1 protein-coding gene is annotated in these 639 nt (G+C 33.2%); it reads left to right on the top strand.

The window, feature by feature from the left end:
* Window positions 1-212: 212 nt before the first annotated feature.
* A partial coding sequence (locus tag IDG60_RS19850) for a DEAD/DEAH box helicase family protein (RefSeq protein WP_206161106.1) occupies window positions 213-639 on the top strand: 427 nt, incomplete at its 3' end.

The raw sequence follows: 639 nt of genomic DNA, 5'->3' as shown, positions 1-639 counted from the left end.
ATAATGTGTATTTACATACTAAAAATAACAAGATAAACGATTTGATTTAAGGCAAGCATAGTTAGCACAACTATGTTTGTTTTTCTTTGTTCGACATTTTTACGAACAAACGTTTGCTTTTTGTGTGACTACTTTGCTAAAATATGTAATGAGAAAGCAAAGAGTTGAGCGGAAATATAAATAATACGTTGAAAGAGGAGGCATATGTGACAATGGTTGAACATTATCCTTTTAAAATACATTCTGATTTTGAGCCTCAAGGTGACCAACCGCAAGCAATTGAAGAAATCGTGGAAGGTATTAAAGCGGGGAAAAGACATCAAACTTTATTAGGTGCTACTGGCACAGGGAAAACATTTACGATGAGTAATGTTATTAAAGAAGTTGGGAAACCAACGTTAATTATCGCGCATAACAAAACATTAGCAGGACAATTATATAGTGAGTTTAAAGAATTTTTTCCTGAAAACAGGGTGGAATACTTTGTAAGTTACTATGATTATTATCAACCAGAGGCATACGTACCGTCTACTGACACTTTTATTGAAAAAGATGCCTCAATCAATGATGAAATTGATCAACTACGACATTCTGCTACAAGTGCATTATTTGAACGCGATGATGTAATTATTATTGCTA

The sequence above is a fragment of the Staphylococcus sp. EG-SA-2 genome, assembly GCF_017152085.1.
Note: the sequence above shows the minus strand (reverse complement) of the source record. Positions and strands in the feature narration are given on the sequence as shown.